Source organism: Paenibacillus silvestris (assembly GCF_009882985.1).
In the GTDB taxonomy this organism is placed as follows: domain Bacteria; phylum Bacillota; class Bacilli; order Paenibacillales; family NBRC-103111; genus Paenibacillus_E; species Paenibacillus_E silvestris.
Window position 1 is genome coordinate 322,404 of sequence record NZ_WTUZ01000039.1, and the last position, 15,795, is coordinate 338,198.

General features: G+C 43.6%; 11 protein-coding genes. 9 read left to right on the forward strand and 2 right to left on the reverse strand.

Translation table 11 applies throughout. From position 1 onward, the window contains the following. Window positions 1-3: 3 nt before the first annotated feature. Window positions 4-885, reverse strand: a complete 882-nt coding sequence (locus tag GQF01_RS36975) for an AraC family transcriptional regulator (RefSeq protein ID WP_161410885.1) — start codon at window positions 883-885, stop codon at window positions 4-6. Window positions 886-1,213: 328 nt separating this feature from the next. On the opposite strand from GQF01_RS36975, the gene GQF01_RS30800 reads away from it, so the two are divergent. From GQF01_RS30800 to GQF01_RS30825, 6 genes are all read left to right on the forward strand, one after another. Further along, a complete protein-coding gene (locus tag GQF01_RS30800; protein ID WP_161410886.1) occupies window positions 1,214-2,170 on the forward strand; it encodes an ABC transporter permease in 957 nt (318 codons plus the stop codon). Between the two features lie 11 nt (window positions 2,171-2,181). Continuing rightward, complete coding sequence (locus GQF01_RS30805) at window positions 2,182-3,069, forward strand: carbohydrate ABC transporter permease (protein ID WP_161410887.1); 888 nt, start codon at window positions 2,182-2,184, stop codon at window positions 3,067-3,069. A gap of 71 nt (window positions 3,070-3,140) precedes the next feature. After that, the gene (locus tag GQF01_RS30810) at window positions 3,141-4,742 is read left to right on the forward strand and encodes an extracellular solute-binding protein (RefSeq protein WP_161410888.1); all 1,602 of its coding nucleotides are present in this window, start codon (window positions 3,141-3,143) and stop codon (window positions 4,740-4,742) included. A gap of 176 nt (window positions 4,743-4,918) precedes the next feature. Then, entirely contained in the window at window positions 4,919-7,138 is a 2,220-nt protein-coding gene (locus GQF01_RS30815; RefSeq protein ID WP_161410889.1) for a helix-turn-helix domain-containing protein, read from the forward strand. A 151-nt stretch (window positions 7,139-7,289) separates the two neighbouring features. After that, complete coding sequence (locus GQF01_RS30820) at window positions 7,290-8,327, forward strand: glycoside hydrolase family 88/105 protein (protein WP_161410890.1); 1,038 nt, start codon at window positions 7,290-7,292, stop codon at window positions 8,325-8,327. A gap of 144 nt (window positions 8,328-8,471) precedes the next feature. Next, window positions 8,472-9,707 (forward strand): ATP-binding protein, encoded by a 1,236-nt coding sequence (locus GQF01_RS30825; RefSeq protein WP_161410891.1) that lies wholly within the window; start codon window positions 8,472-8,474, stop codon window positions 9,705-9,707. Between the two features lie 76 nt (window positions 9,708-9,783). On the opposite strand, the gene GQF01_RS30830 is transcribed toward GQF01_RS30825, so the two are convergent. Further along, window positions 9,784-11,325: a sensor domain-containing diguanylate cyclase gene (locus GQF01_RS30830; protein WP_235960690.1), complete on the reverse strand. Its 1,542-nt coding sequence runs from the start codon at window positions 11,323-11,325 to the stop codon at window positions 9,784-9,786. Between the two features lie 115 nt (window positions 11,326-11,440). On the opposite strand from GQF01_RS30830, the gene GQF01_RS36980 reads away from it, so the two are divergent. The 3 genes from GQF01_RS36980 to GQF01_RS30845 all read left to right on the forward strand — a co-directional run bounded on the left by GQF01_RS36980 (window position 11,441) and on the right by GQF01_RS30845 (window position 15,723). Beyond that, window positions 11,441-13,231, forward strand: a complete 1,791-nt coding sequence (locus GQF01_RS36980) for a sensor histidine kinase (protein WP_161410893.1) — start codon at window positions 11,441-11,443, stop codon at window positions 13,229-13,231. Further along, window positions 13,228-14,292: a response regulator transcription factor gene (locus tag GQF01_RS30840; protein ID WP_161410894.1), complete on the forward strand. Its 1,065-nt coding sequence runs from the start codon at window positions 13,228-13,230 to the stop codon at window positions 14,290-14,292. The genes GQF01_RS36980 and GQF01_RS30840 overlap by 4 nt, the downstream gene beginning before the upstream one ends. A 129-nt stretch (window positions 14,293-14,421) precedes the next feature. After that, window positions 14,422-15,723, forward strand: coding sequence for an ABC transporter substrate-binding protein (locus tag GQF01_RS30845; protein ID WP_161410895.1), 1,302 nt, complete (start codon window positions 14,422-14,424; stop codon window positions 15,721-15,723). Window positions 15,724-15,795: the final 72 nt, after the last annotated feature.

Consider the following 15,795-nt stretch of genomic DNA (forward strand, 5'->3'; position numbering starts at 1 on the left):
GTCTTAAACGAACGATGACGGCTTTTGTATACGCCTTTTGCGGAATTCAGAAGGCGTATACGCGTTATATCGCTTAAAAATACGAATGAACATATTGACATTCGGAAAGCCGGATTGCACGCCGACATCGGCAATATTCAGCGATTCGGTAAGCAATAGATGCTCAGCTGTTTTAATTCGTCTTAAATGAAGATAGTCTACAAAGGACATGCCAATGCACTGTTGAAAGTATTTAATAAAATAGTGATATTCCAAATGTACGAGATGGAGGATATCCTGAATCCGAATCGGATTACGATAATGTAAATCAATATAATCTAGTACTGGCTTGAGACGCTGCCAATCCGCTGGTGATATCGGAGGAGAGGATGGAGAATGACGTATGAGCAGGGAGAGCAGCTGCTTGAAGGCACCGCTTATCGCCAATTCGTAACCAGGCTCCATATGGCTTGCCTCTTGGTAAACTTGGACTAACAGATGGAAAATAGTGTCCTTAACAGATTGATTGTTTGCCAATACTTCGTTGATGCGATCCAGTGGATCCGATAATTCTAACAAAATTGGAGAGAAGTCCTTGGTGTACGGATCTAATTGTGCCGTCATGTCCAACTGCAAGACAATTTGTTTGACTAACTTCTGTCTACGGGTACGGTGTAACCGGGAAGATCCGATGATTAACAAGTCTTGATCTTGTAAATGATAAATCGTGTCTACCGTTTCAACTTGCATAGCACCTTCGAATAGCAGAATGATCTCTATTTCTTTATGATAGTGCCACGGGTTCCAAGGGAGCGAAGGCAATGGCTCTAACGTAATGTCCCATATTTTGTAGCGCAGTAAGGGATGATGGTAATTAACGTGTTCATTCTTTGCGTTTTCTTCCACATTCGTTCCTCCAACATTTCTGATTATTTGGATATAGGGTGACATGCAAGTAAGCGCTATCACGATTTTAGCATAGATACTAGGAGATCACCAAGTCGAATATAGTTAGTTCCGTAACGCCTGTTGATTCCTAACAGGCGTTCTTTATTTTGGCGCAAAAGCCTTATGCACCAAGGGTTGCGGAAATAGGTTTGTGTACGGAATTTAGTTTATTGTGTTGTTTGCTGCGCTCCGCGTATAGTGTTGTTAGCCGCCTGGACCAGTACGGTCAGGGAAAGAGGCAGCAGAGAAAGCTGCTTAGCAAGACAAAGAGAAAGCAGGGATGCACATGGACCAAAGTGTTACACAAACGAAGTCGCCATCCATCCAGGCAGCCGTGAGGCGTCGACGGGTAGCGGGATTAATGAAGGATTATCAACTATATGCCTTACTTGTTTTACCAATTGCCTATTTCCTTATATTTAAGTATGTTCCGATGTATGGGGCGGCGATTGCGTTCCAGGATTACAGTATTTTTCAAGGAGTTACAGGCAGCAGATGGATCGGGTTCGATAATTTCCGCGAGTTATTTGCAATGAGCCAGTTCTATCAGGTTGTCAGAAATACGCTTCTGCTGAATTTCCTGGATTTATTTTTTTCGTTTCCTGCTCCTATCCTATTGGCGATTTTGCTAAATGAACTACGAACCATGTGGTTTAAAAAGGTAGCGCAAACGATTCTATACCTGCCTCACTTTATTTCATGGATCATCATTGGCGGGCTCGTGTACCAAATGTTTGCTACAAAAGGTGGTCTCGTTAACAATCTGATTGAACATCTCGGTTTGCCGGCAGTCCCATTCTTAACGGAGAAAAATCATTGGCTTCTCGTGTATTTGGGAACGGGGATTTGGCAAAGTGCCGGTTGGGGAACCATCATTTACTTGGCGGCATTAACCGGTATCAATAAGGAGCTTTACGAAGCTTCCGAGGTGGACGGGGCAGGAAGATGGAAGAAGGTTTGGCACATTACGCTGCCAGGTATTCGGTCGACCATCGTAGTCATGCTGATTATGCAGCTGGGTCATATCATGACCATCGGTTTCGAGCGTCCCTTCGTCATGAGCAATCCTCTCGTTATGGATTATGCGGAAGTCATCTCTACCTTTGTGTACAAGGCTGGTCTGCAATCAGCGCAGTTCTCGTTGGCAACCGCTATGGGCTTGTTCCAAGCGCTGGTAGGACTTATCTTCGTGGTCTTGGCGAATACGATTGCCAAACGATTCGGAGAGCAAGGATTATGGTAGGAGGAAACAGTATGAACAACGCTGTATTGCGGAAAACGAAGAAGTTTCGGCTTATAGACGCTATGATTATGTTGATTATCGGGGTGGCGCTCCTCATCTGTCTGCTGCCGTTCCTTCACATTATCTCGATCTCGTTAAGCTCCAAGCATGCCATCTTGTCCGATCTCGTCACCATTTTCCCAAGGGAAATAGACTTTCATGCGTATGAAATTGTATTTACGGATACGAGAATGCTGAAATCGATGGGGTTGACCATCGTGTTAACGGTTACCTATACAGTCGTGAGCATGGTGATGAGCATCTGTGCTGCATATCCGCTGACGAAAGAACGTCTGAAGGGCAGAAAAGTGTTTATGCTGCTAATCGTCTTTACGATGTTCTTCAGTGGTGGATTAATTCCCGAATATTTGCTGGTGAAGCAGCTTGGAATGCTGGATAATCTTGCATCACTGATCGTACCAGGTATGATCTCAGCTTTTAATTTAATCATTTTACGTTCGTTCTTCTCATCGGTACCCGTTAGCTTGGAGGAATCCGCCTACTTGGACGGAAGTTCACACATAGGGACTCTCATTCGCATCGTACTACCGCTTTCCTTGCCGGCGCTAGCGACACTTAGTTTATTTTATGCGGTATCTCGGTGGAACGGCTTTATGGACGCACTCTTCTATATCACTCATGCGGATATGTATCCCATACAGCTCAAGCTGTATCAAGTCGTTATGAACAGCATGGTTACGGATTTGACAGCGCAAGAAGGCGCCTCCCAAATCGAGTCTGTTCCAGAGAGTATCAAGGCCGCGAGCATCATGTTCGCTACTACGCCAATCTTAATCGTGTATCCGTGGCTGCAGCGATATTTCGTCTCCGGAATTATGATAGGAGCAGTGAAGGGCTAACCTTGGTTACTGCCTCTGACATGCCAGGAGGTTAACATATACGACTTACCATTTTGAAAGGGGTTACTACAATGAACAAAAAGCAACGCCAATGGTTTGGTGCTTCAACCGCTCTACTGGTTTTGACTGGAATGCTGTCAGCCTGCTCGAGCGCCTCTAAAGAAGCTTCATCAAGCCCTTCTGGGGCAGCTGCAGCAAACGGTGCAAGCAAAGAGACCGTCACACTGAAAGTCGAAATGTTCGACCGGGGAAATGCACCTGCAGGAGCAGGTTCCGTCGATAATAACTTCTGGACACAATGGATTCAGAAAAACTTCGGTGATCCGAACAATATCAAAATGCAGTTCATTCCAGTTCCGCGTAATCAAGAGGTAGATAAACTCAATGTGCTTATGGCATCTGGCGATGCTCCGGATGTTGTGTTTACGTATGATACGAATACCATTAACAATTATGTCAAAAATGGCGGTTTGACGGATCTTGGCAAGCTGCTCGAAGATAATGGTCCGAACCTGAAGAAGTTCCTTGGTCAGGAAGTATTGAATTATGGTATTTTTAGCGGCAAGCAGTATACAGTTCCTGCAAAAAGACCTTTGCAATATGCGCATACCTCCTATATTCGCAAGGATTGGCTGGATAAGCTGGGCATGCCAATTCCGAAGACCACAGAAGAATTTTACAAAACAATGAAAGCCTTTAAAGAGAAAGATCCAGGACAAACTGGCGGCAAAGTGATTCCTTTCGATTTCAGCGCGATGAACGGTACGAACATCAGTACACCAGGGATTCTGATCAGTTCATTCGTCAAGAAAATTTCGGAAGAAGATTTCTATGCAACGCCTGAGCTGCTGAAGCCCGGCTATAAAGAAGGCGTTCAGTTCTTGAATAAGTTGAACCAAGAGGGTCTGATTAATCCGGACTTCGCACTGGATAAAGACGGCAAAAATTTCGAGAAGGATGTATCGAACGGTTTAGTCGGCGCTTTCACTGCACTGGCTGCCCACCCCAATTTAATGGGGACAGGCAATGTTCTCGACTCGCTCAAGAAGAATGTGCCGAGCGCAGAGTATGTGGCCATGGATCCGTTCACGAATGAAGAGGGCAAGCATCCGAAAGCGATATACGATCCGATTGGCGCTTACCTGATGGTTCCGAAGTCGAGTAAGCATGCAGCAGAAGCCATTAAGTATTTGGACTGGATGTCGAAGCCCGATGTCTTGTTCACACTGCAAAATGGTATTGAAGGCCAGCATTATACGCTTGAAAATGGATTCCCAAAAACGATAACAACGGATGAAGCGAAGAAAACGTTCTACAACAACGTCGATATCGCGATGATTAGCAACGGGAAAGATTTCGGATCTCCGGATAAAAATATCGAGGCCGCCGCCATTCAATTCCCTAATTATAAAGAATTGGCCAAACAAACGATTAACAACGCCTTAAATGACGGTTACACCAATCCGCGATTCGATCGTCCGATCGAGTCTGAGATCAAAAATAGCAAAACGCTAGGTGACAAAGCCCAGGAAGCCGTCGTCAAAAGTGTCTTAGCTAAGCCGGAAGAATTCAGCAAAACATTCGATGCCATCACCGCAGAATATCTGAAAATAGGCGGCCAAGCCGTAATCGATGAAAAACGAGCGGCTTATAAAGAAATGAAGAAAAAATAAGAGGATTCAGCTGGCACCCTTGTGTGATTGGGGAACCAGCTGTTTTTTTGCTTGGTTTTGTGTTGGAAATCAGCATTTCTGAAATAAGTTTAGGTGACAGAAATCAGTTTATTGCAGCAAGTTAGGCTGGCTTGTATAGTGTTAGTAGTAAAAGCTGGCAAACAGGGTGAGTTAAGATGAAAAATAACACGTATATCAAACGCATGATGTTTTCGTATCTTCCGATATTGTTTCTTACGATTTCGATTCTCATTTCTATTTTCGTTACGATTATTAACGAACTCAATGTCCGTAATGCGATTCAAGCCAACAAAGTAACAACGGAATATATCAGCAACATGATCGATAATTCATTAAAAACGATTGATGCTGATGCTCGGAAAGTGATTCAGACGAATGCGGAGCTGCAGGCTTTTCTGGAAACGCCTTCTGACCGGTTGCTCAGTTATGCAGCATCCAATGTTTTGAGTGAAATGATGGTACAGCATAATTTTATCGATTCCATTTATTTCTACAGAGCGAAAGATAAAATGGTTCTCGATCAGAGCACGATACGGTCTATGAGTGATTTTCCGGATCGTGATTTTATCCGTGAATTGTTAGAACAGCCCTACCCTGTTAATTGGTCGTCGCCACGTGTCAAAGACGGGACCAATAGGACGAATCTCAAAGTAATTACGCTGGGAAGAAAAGTTCCGCTGGATACAGGCAGCCTCGGCTACATGATTATCAACGTAAATCTGGACGCTATTTCTAAATTTACCGATGGGATGATTGATCGCACGGTGACGAATGCGCAAATTTACGATGCCGGGCATCAGCCTTTTTTCCCGAATGTGTTCTTCGAATCCAAGGATATCGGTGTTCAAGCGGCAGTAACGTCCGATTATACCGGCTGGACCTATCAAACGGGAATTAAAGGAAGTCAGCTTTACAGTATTTTGCTTCATGGCAACTTGGTATGGATTGTCGCCGTGCTGGGTGCCATTGCCTTGGCGATAGGCTCCATGTTTTACGTCACACGTCGAAGTTATAGGCCGATTGAAGCGATTTTGCATCGAATCGACCGTTTCTCGAATGCGGTGATTTCGAATGATTTGAAGAACGATACAAACGAGTTCGCTTTCATTGATCAAGCTATTGAGCGGCTCATTACGAACAATATGGCCTTTCAGGAGCGGCAAGTCGAGCATCTGGCGATTCGCAGGCAGCAATTTTTACAGAATCTACTGAATGGCGAATACGCAGAGGATCAGGAAGTATGGAAGCTGGAAAGCGAACATTATGGGATGAAGAATGACACCCGCTTTATTGTTGCGCTGCTCGAAATTGATCATTATGTACAGTTCTGCATGACATATAACCAAAAGGATCAGTCGCTTTTCAAATTTGTTATCAGCAGTGTAGCGGTAGAGTTCTCTGAACAGAATCAGCAGCAAGTCATCATGGAATGGGTGTCCAAAAATAGACTGGTGCTTCTCCATATCTCTCACGAGGATCAGGATCTTGAGCACCATCTATTGAAATTGACCGAGCAAATTCGTTCATGGATCGAGGCCCATTTGGATTTTACCGTTACGTTAGGTGTTGGCACCGTTGCTGAGGATGTAGCTTTGATTCGTCGTTCTTATCAAGAAGCCGGCCAAGCTGTGAACCGGAAAGTCACTTTGGGCATCAATCAAATCATAGCTACTGTAGAAGGCAACGAAAAGTTATCGGATGAATGGTTTACGTATCTTCAGCTTATCCAAGCTGTCGTGCGGCAAGTTCGTTTGACGGATCAGGGGTGGTCCGCTGCTTTCAACAAGCTGTTTCAAGAAATGCGGGTTCAACAGCTGCAAAGGGGAGATATTGAAAGGCTTCTGCAATATTTTATTTTTCAAATGGAGCGCGAATTGGAAGGCACGCAGCCGGAAATTGAGATGTACTGGAAGACGAGTCTGAAGTCTGAGTTGATGCAGGGTTTGGAACATTCCGAGACACTTGAGCAGATTGAGACGTGCTATCGTGTGGCGTTAGAGAAAATGCTGGAGCAATTGCTGGAGCTTTCCCATAACCGGAGACATCATGCATTGATGAAAGAAATTCGCAGCTATGTGGCGGAAAACTTCACAGACCCGAACCTTTCCTTGGCTCTCTTGAGTGATCGCTTTCAAGTCAATTCGAAGTATTTGAGCCAACTGTTCAAGGAAGAAATTGGTGAGAACTTCAGCGACTTTCTCATTTCACTGCGGATGGAATTCGCGAAGAAACGGCTAACGGAAACCTTGGAGACGGTTCAGGACATCTCTGTCAGAGCGGGGTATACCAACTCGATATCTTTCAGCCGTATTTTCAAAAAGTGTGTCGGCTTGTCGCCAGGTCAGTACCGGGAATCTCAGCAGTTGACGAGTTAAACGGTTTCATCAAAACGCAAGATATGCGAGATTTGCACATTTTTTAGTTAAAAATGCGGAGAATGCCTTCGGATATTATGGTATTTTTATAGGTAAATGTGTGCGAAAGCTATAAATTTCATCAGCTAAAATAGACGGAGGTAGCGATCCAATGCGGAAATTTGAATGCAATGAAAATGAAGTAAAAGAACTCATAGACCGGGTAGTCCGCAGAACGATGAATATGGATTTCACATGGAACTGGTCTTGTGGAGTAGCCTATTATGGCATTTGCAAAGCTTGGGAAGTAACCGGGAATCAGGAGTACATCGATTTCTTGGTTAAATGGGTGGACGAGTACCTGGAGCTTGGGTTGCCGCCGATGATGGTTAACGCTTGTGCCATGGGACATACCATGTTGACCTTGTATGAAGCTACAGATGATGCCAAGTACCTCGACCTGGCGTTGTTGAAAGCTGAATATTTGCGGAAGGATGCCATCCGATTCGGGGAGGGCGTATTCCAGCATACGGTATCTTCTAAGAATGATTTTCCAGAGCAAGCATGGGCGGATACGTTATTCATGGCTGCGTATTTCTTGCTGCGACTCGGATTTAAACTAGATAATAAGGCGTACATTGAGGATGCGCTTAATCAATTCTACTGGCATGAAGAATATCTGCAGGACACGAAGACGAATTTATTCTATCATGCCTGGGATAATGTCAGGAAAGATCATTTGTCCGGCATTTACTGGGGCAGAGCGAATGCATGGGCTGCTTATACAATGGCACAATCCTATAAAATGCTGAATCCTTTCATGCCTATGTGGATGCAAATTGGTGGGGCACTTGGCGATCAATTAAGCGCATTGGTCAGACTGCAATCGGAGAATGGACTGTGGCGCACGGTATTGAATGATGAGACCTCCTACGAGGAAACATCAGCCTCCGCAGGAATTGCCGCCGCACTCGTAACTTATGCGCACCCGCTGCATCAGAATTATATGGCCAAAGCTTATGAGGGCATCTTGGCAAATATTGATGAAGACGGCTCAGTACGAAACGTATCCGCAGGCACGGCAGTCATGTACTCCGTAGATGATTACAAGGTAATTTCCAAGAAAAGGGTGCAAGGATGGGGGCAAGGATTGACCTTGGCTTATCTGGTTGCTTTGCTTCAAAATAAGGAAGTTGTTAGTAAAATTTAAGACACAAGTATACATTCATACTGCACGAATTCAAAAAGCGACAGTCTGGGAACTTTTTTTCCTAGACTGCCGCTTTTTACTATTTGCTAAGCGGCTTTTTTCATGCATAATCAAGATGACATAAACTCGTATGGGAGGCGCCTTATGCTAGATTACATACTGTTAAACTTTCTATTCATTTTGGTAGGAGCCCTTTCATACTTTGCTTTTGGCTTATATAAGAATAAGCATTTCAAATTAATTGTCGGCGTGTTCTCAAGTATATCTGTGGTATGCTGCATGTCTTTTCCTTTTACGGTTTTCCCCGGGTATATATATGATTTAAGAATAATTCCTTTTCTAGTAGCGCTGTTTTACGGGGGTTACCGCTCTGGGGTGCTTGTGGCCATTATTTTGCTTGGTTATCGGTTCTATCTCGGGGGGAGCGGGTTTATAGTAACCGCCTTATCTTATATTCCTATATTCATTATTGTCATTGTCTTCCTGAAGCTTCGCAAAAAAATAACTGGCAAACAAAATATTGTCATGGGTGTGCTGTTTTCATTATTGTCAGCATTGATTGTATCGGTATGGAGCTCCATTCAATTGCATAATGATACGGATCAGCATGAGGTTTTCTTTACTTATTACTGCGTCATTCTTACGATTTGTTCATGGATCACTTTCTTTTTCATTGAAACGATGAAAGACAACATCCAGATGCGGGATGAAATCTACCGGTCCGAGAAACTTAGCGTCTTAGGTGAGCTCGCTGCAACCATCGCACATGAAATTCGCAATCCAATCACCGTGTCCAAAGGTTTTCTTCAATTATTAAAGGCCCGTTCGCAAAATGAAACGGATCTTAAGTATGCGATTCATGCCATTGAAGAGATTGATCGGGCGGAAGGCATTATCTCCGAATACCTCATGTACGCCAAGCCTCAGGCTGAAAGGGTAGAAAAGATTGATGTGAAAGCCCATTTGAGCAACGTAATGAGTATTACCGACCCGTATGTTACGTCCAAAGGGCATATTGTGGAGAGCCAGTTGGAGGAATTGTATGTTTATGCAGATTCGAAAAAATTAACCCAGGTCCTGATCAATTTAATTAAAAATGCGGCGGAAGCGATAGAGAAAAACGGGAAGATAACGATTCATACTTTTGCCCAAAAGAACCACGCGGTTATTGAGATTACGGATACGGGGATTGGCATGAACGAAGAGCAGCTTTTGCGATTAGGGGATCCATTTTATTCGACGAAATCGAAAGGCACGGGGCTCGGACTTATGGTCAGTTACCGAATTATTGAAGCTTTGGGTGGAACGATTCGCGTTCAGAGCAAACAGGGGATAGGTACTAAATTCAGCGTCTTCATTCCTATGGATGTTGATACATAAAATAAATAGCGGCGGCCAAGGACTAGTTGTTTAGTCCAAGGCTGCCGCCATTTATTTTCCCGAGCCACCTATTAGCTTAGGTGGAAACACCATTTTTCCTTGCCCGTTTCATGGTATACATAGCTTCATCCGCGGTTTTCAGTAATGCGGCGATGTCCGTCGCGTCTTTGGGATACTGACTGACTCCGGCACTAAACAAAATCGGGATTTCAATCCCTTTGTACATAAAAGGGGTTTTCTGTAAGAGGGATAACCGCGTATCGACAACACGGTCTAACTCGCTATTTCCATCCATAGAGGAAATAATCCAAACGAATTCGTCTCCCCCAATCCGTCCGATCAAATCATCAGGGTAGGAGCAATTTTCCAACATATGTGAAATATGCTTCAGATAAAGATCACCAACGAAATGTCCATATCTATCGTTGATCGGTTTGAAATTGTCTAAGTCGATTAAGATAAGTGCAAAGCTTTCACGACGCGTTATCTTTTCTTGCAACAGCTCGTGGAGGGCAGCACGATTGTATAGATCCGTTAGTGAATCGTGGTGCGCTAAATACTTATAATTTTGTTCGGATTTCAATAATTTGCGTTCTGCAACCTTGAGAGAAGTAACGTCCGTGAGGTGCATCACAAATAGCTTCTCGTCGGTTTCTTCGATCAATTCAAGGCCCATAACTAGATCCAAATCGCCTGTATTCGGATTATGCAGTTGAGCCTCCCACTGGGCATCATTCTCTTGCTGAACAAGAGCCAACATATCCGCTACGGGCAAGTTATTTTCAAACTGGAAATAGCTCATTATATGTTGAACAGGGATCCCTTCAAACCATTGTTTGGCCCTTGGATTCATCTCTTTGATGTCTCCCTTTTGGTCCAGAAGGAGAATGGCGGTTGGCGCAGATTTGAAAAGAATATGAAAGAGCTTGCGGTAATCCGGCATAATATCATATTTGCCAACCAAATGACGGAGGGCAAGAGCCCATACCAAGTATCCTATGAAAAATAGGATCATGGCATTCCGTGAAGTTACTACCTTCGATTGTAAAATAGATGTAACAAAAACAAACCAGGCAAAGAGCAAAAATAAGCTGAGCAGCAGCGAACGCAGAACCTGTCGATGCTTGACTACCTTCACACGATACCAGGAAACAGCTAGGATGATCACCGAAAGAAGGATATATCCTGCTATGAGGAGAACCGTAAATAGTAGAAATAGTGGATCAAGTGGACTTCGTCCATCCGTCACAGCCGCATTAAACAATACCCGATGATCTTTGGTAATTAAAAATATAAGCCACAGGACATAAGGAACTGCGTAAATGAAAGGCAAGAATCGCTTGAATGACGAAGTCGCAGGACTTCCGATGAGTATACTGAGATGAACCAAGCAGCATATAACCAACAGGAGCATCGGACTATTTCCATAGAGAACAATCTGCATCTGATATTGCGGGAGCAAAGATGTTTTGATGTATTCCCCTAGGAAATAAAATTGAAAAGCAAGCATGAGGAGAGCCGCAATTCGGTTCAACATGCTCTTCATATTTCGATGAATCAAGGTTACTGCCATGTAGAAAAAGAAAAAGGTAGGGAGCAAAATCGTTAAGAAGTCCATGAAAAGTTCATTCATTTAGATTATACCTTATCGTGATCGCGTAGTTGAGTTTCCACTCTCACAGTAGCATGAATTTTACTTGCGATGCAATAACCAAACAGGAGGAAAAAATAAGGTGGAAATTAGAACGATGACACGGCGCTTTCAGTTTCCTGTTCAAATGAGTATGAGATACAAGCTTATGATTCTGATGATCATTATTGCTGTTCTGCCGTTAACTTTAGTGACGATCTTTGCCGCAAAGACCACGAAGCAATCATTAAGTCTGGAAATCATACGATCTAACGAGTCGAGAATGGACTGGGCTGCCAAATATTTCGATGAAAAATTTGGTCAATTGCATTCGGTGGCGTATTCGCTTCTTATGGATAACAACTTATTTCCGAATTCTGGTGGTGAAACGGTGAGCAATGGTAACGTTCTGGATACAGGAAAACTGTATATTGATGAGAAACTCAGATCCCTGTATGTGGCCAACAATACGAATATTGCCTCGATCTCTCTGTATCTGAATGCCAAACAGCGTATGTATATTGTCGATAAGGATGCTGTACGATCAACGGATCAAATGATTAATCTCTTCGGTGAAGAGGGAGAATCCGTAAATAACCACCAGACTGTCAACAAGATTGTCAAATCCACACACAATAATTTCAAATTGGTGCGCAGCATGAATCGCTTTGAGGATCATGAGATTCTCGGTGGCGTGTTTATTGAAGCAAGATGGAATATGATGGATAACGTCATCAACATGATCCATTCGGAGCCCAATAGCCAAGTGCTTGTTTTGGACGCGCAAGGAAACATCATGTACAATCCGTACCCCGCACAAACGATGATGGACAAGGAGATGCTGGAAAAGGCGATACACAGTCCAATGGAGCCTGGCTTTATCGAATCAAAGCAAGGTATTCTATTTTACCAGCCAGTTGTATCAGCCAATTTATGGATCGTGAAATTTATTCCGATTAGCTACGTAAATGAAGGCGCTTCCAATACGCTGAGTTTTAGTTTTTATACAGCTATGGTCTCTATTCTTCTCGCTATGATTCTTTCCGTTTTAATTGCTTATTTCACCACGAAACCGATTATTCGACTGACGAGGTCAATGAAGGCCGTGGAGCATCTAAATTTCAATGTGGGTGTCGATAAGGTACGGAGCGATGAGATTGGTACACTAGAAAGACGGTTCAATTCTATGCTTCAGAAAATTAAAGAGCTGGTTCAAATTGAGTATAAAAGTAAAATCGAGAAGAGAACTGCGCAGCTGAAAGCGATGCAGGCACAGATCAATCCGCATTTTCTGTATAATGCGCTGCAATCCATTGGTGGGGTTGCCCTCTCACGAAACGCACCAGAAATTTATGAGTATGTCAGAGCGCTTAGTGAATTATTTCGTTATACGATTAAAATGAAATCAGATCTCGTCACTGTGGCGGATGAAATCGAACATGTTACGAACTATTTGCATATTCAAAAGCTGCGCTTTCAGGATACGATTCATATTCAAATTGACATCGAAGAAGACTGCGGCATGTTTGAGCTTCCCAAATTCATACTCCAGCCTATTGTAGAGAATTGTTTCGTCCATGGTTTGGAAGGCCAGATGGGTCAGTGGATGATAACGATCAGGGTGGAGAAGATGATGGATGAAATTGAGATAAGTATCGAAGATAACGGTCTAGGCATGGATGAGGTGCGGTTAGAGGAAATTCGGAGGCAATTAAGCCGACCAGGGGAGGATCAGGTGTTGGGGGAAAGCATGGGAATGAACAACGTGAATTCACGGATTAAGCTTATTTTTGGTCAGGAGTACGGTATGTTTGTCACAAGCGCAAAAGGTGCCGGAACGAAAGTCAAAGTCGTTATTCCCGCACTAATTAAAGGAGAGGAGCCTCTACAATGAAAGCTGTCATTATTGATGATGAGTTCTGGGTCCGCAACAGCATAAGGCATTTGGCAGATTGGGAGCGACTAGGTATCTCTCAGGTTGAGGAAGCAGAGGATGGGCTAAGTGGCCTCACTATCATAGCGCAGATACATCCGGAGATTGTGATTACAGATATGAAAATGCGAGGCATGGACGGAGCTCAGCTTCTGCAAAAAATAAGTGAGGACTATCCATTTATCCGCAAAATTGTCATTAGTGGATTTGATGATTTTACCTATATGAAACAGGCGATTTTATCCAAAGTCGATGAATATCTGATCAAGCCGATCAATCCGGAAGAGCTGAATAGAGCTTTGGAGAAAGCGGTGCGAGAATTGGGCGTAACACGGGGGATCCATGCTGCCAAACCGCTGGACAAGCAGTTATTGAAAGTGATCACGGAGCTGAAACATACGATCACCAGACATTTTCAAGAGATGAACACGGAGGCCGTCAAGAAAAGCTTTAAGCTCCTGGAGCAAACGTTGAGCGATCAAGAAAGCTTGCAGCCTGGTCTGAATAATTCGCTGTACAAGCAATTCATGCTGCTTCTGGAGGAGCAATGCGCTATTTCGGGAAGCGAATTAACAATGGAAGCTCAGGCTAGCGCCAATCATTTTTTTGTTACGGATGATACGCCGGTGTCCGAGTGGACGGATGTTTTGACCAACACCTATGTCGGTATCGTAGAAGCATTAATTCACCAAAGGAAAAACAAAACCCGCATTAATATCGATGAGATTCGGAAGTATCTCGATCTTTCGTACGCCGAGCAAGTGAGTCTTGCCACTATTGCCAGCCAGTTTTTTGTCAGCAAAGAGCATCTATCCCGTACGTTTAAACAAGAAATTGGTGTAACTGTCATGGATTATTTGATTGCGAAAAGGATGGAGAAAGCGCTTGAGCTTCTTCAGGATTCTTCGGTATCCATCAAGAGCGCCGCAGAAGCGGTCGGCTATTCAGATCTGACTTATTTTCACCGCATATTCAAAAAAATGACAGGAATGACGCCATCTCAGATTAGACAGGATGCTTAATGAGCTTAAGCCAGTTCAGTGATATCAATATTGTCCAGTCAGAGACGCTTTTTCTGTCCAATGAATGGTTGCGCTTTCTTAAGTATACTAGGGTTCGTAAGCGTTACCATAACAAGGGGAGGCGACAGAATGAAGAAAGCATTTGTAATGATAGTAGCTATGGCTATGCTAGGTTCCACCGTGGCTTGTTCGTCTGGTCAAAGCACACCAACCGCTGGAGAAAGCAGCAATTCCAAAAGCGAGGGCGCGCCTAAAAAAGTAGAATTAAAAGTATTTCTTGGCGGCTTGGACCGCTTCCGTGATCAATTCGAGAAGTACTTCGCCGAATTCGCTAAGAAGGAAAAGAAAGAGAAAAATATCGAGGTTACGATCAACACCGAGTATCCAGGCTCCGATAATTCAACACAAATCTTGAAAACTCGTCTAGCCACTGGCGATGTACCGGATATCTTCAGTCTGCATGCCGTGAACGACATTCCTGATTACTACAAAGCTGGTTACTTGGAGGATTTAACGAAACAACCGCTTTCCCCTAAGCTTATTGATGGCATCAAGGCACTCGTGACGATCGACAATAAAGTCGTAGCGGTTCCTATGGAAAGCTTGGCATGGGGGTACCTTTACAACAAAAAGATCTTCAAAGATCTAGCTATTAAACCACCTTCCACGTTAACGGAAATGAAGGCAGTCGTTCAAAAGTTAAATGACAATAAAATTAAACCGTTTATGCTCAGCTACAAAGAAAGCTGGATCCCTCAGCTGTTCTTGCCTCTGACAATTGGTGGATTGGGCAACTCAAGCCATAAGGATTTTGTTGATAAAATGAATAAAAATCAAGGAAGCTTTGCAGAAGTGAAAGAGATGTTCGGGATTATCGATCTCGTTAACAGCAATGGAACGGACCGTGTATTTGAAGTTGGCAACGATGACGGAGCAGCTGATTTTGCTGCCGGCAAAGCGGCTATGTGGGTACAAGGACCATGGGATGCAGACAGTATTTTGAAAGCCAATGATAAGTTCGAATTCGGGGTTGCTCCGCTTCCTATCAATGATGATCCAACAGCAACACAAATCAACGTCTCGGTATCAACATCCTTAGCTTTGGCTTCCCAAGGCAAAAATAAGGAAGTTTCGGCAGATCTGCTCAATTTCATTCTAGATGATCAAGCGTCAAACGATCTGTATCAAGGATTGAAATTCAATCCAGTGTCCAAGAATCACACGTTTAAGCCGTATCCTTGGGTTGAGGACGCTTCTGTATTTGTAAACAAAGGGCAAGCCTATAAAGATCCACAGATTCCTGCTGCCGTGAAAGATGAATCAGGCAAAGCGCTTCAAGCCTATTTCAATAAGAAAATGTCCGCCGATGATGTCATTAAGGATCTGGATAAAACCTGGAAAGATGCAAATGCGATAGCCAACAAAAAATAAAGTTTGGAAGACAGTTTGTGCTCTGCTCTGGTCTTAGAAAGATTAGGCAGAGCACAAGATTTTCCTAAGGAG

Excerpts from the sequence above, each read along its gene's own strand:
- GQF01_RS30800 (WP_161410886.1), top strand. The coding sequence starts at position 1,214 with ATGGACCAAAGTGTTACACAAACGAAGTCGCCATCCATCCAGGCAGCC.
- GQF01_RS30805 (WP_161410887.1), top strand. The coding sequence starts at position 2,182 with ATGAACAACGCTGTATTGCGGAAAACGAAGAAGTTTCGGCTTATAGAC.
- GQF01_RS30810 (WP_161410888.1), top strand. The coding sequence starts at position 3,141 with ATGAACAAAAAGCAACGCCAATGGTTTGGTGCTTCAACCGCTCTACTG.
- GQF01_RS30815 (WP_161410889.1), top strand. The coding sequence starts at position 4,919 with ATGAAAAATAACACGTATATCAAACGCATGATGTTTTCGTATCTTCCG.
- GQF01_RS30820 (WP_161410890.1), top strand. The coding sequence starts at position 7,290 with ATGCGGAAATTTGAATGCAATGAAAATGAAGTAAAAGAACTCATAGAC.
- GQF01_RS30825 (WP_161410891.1), top strand. The coding sequence starts at position 8,472 with ATGCTAGATTACATACTGTTAAACTTTCTATTCATTTTGGTAGGAGCC.
- GQF01_RS30830 (WP_235960690.1), bottom strand. The coding sequence starts at position 11,325 with ATGGACTTCTTAACGATTTTGCTCCCTACCTTTTTCTTTTTCTACATG.
- GQF01_RS30840 (WP_161410894.1), top strand. The coding sequence starts at position 13,228 with ATGAAAGCTGTCATTATTGATGATGAGTTCTGGGTCCGCAACAGCATA.
- GQF01_RS30845 (WP_161410895.1), top strand. The coding sequence starts at position 14,422 with ATGAAGAAAGCATTTGTAATGATAGTAGCTATGGCTATGCTAGGTTCC.